Origin of the sequence: Paenibacillus sp. Dod16, assembly GCF_049893405.1 — a bacterium.
In the GTDB taxonomy this organism is placed as follows: Bacteria; Bacillota; Bacilli; order Paenibacillales; family Paenibacillaceae; genus Paenibacillus_AQ.
The window spans coordinates 1-325 of record NZ_JBNDYG010000153.1; the positions used below are offsets into that span (position 1 = coordinate 1).

Annotated in this window: 1 rRNA gene; it reads left to right on the plus strand. The window is 52.6% G+C overall.

Annotated elements, in window-relative coordinates:
* Nucleotides 1-2: 2 nt before the first annotated feature.
* Nucleotides 3-325 (plus strand): 23S ribosomal RNA (locus ACPV3A_RS37860); the annotation flags it as partial.

Here is a 325-nt window from a genome sequence, read left to right on the forward strand (position 1 = left end):
TTGGTTAAGCTACTAAGAGCACACGGAGGATGCCTAGGCGCTAGGAGCCGAAGAAGGACGTGGCGAACAACGATACTGCCTCGGGGAGCTGTAAGCAAGCTTCGATCCGGGGATGTCCGAATGGGGAAACCCAGCTAGTGTAATAGCTAGTTACCCGTATCTGAATACATAGGATGCGAGGAGGCATACCCAGGGAACTGAAACATCTAAGTACCTGGAGGAAGAGAAAACAAGAGTGATTCCGTCAGTAGCGGCGAGCGAACGCGGAACAGCCTAAACCAGAGAGCTTGCTCTCTGGGGTTGTGGGACGTCTCACATGGAGTTA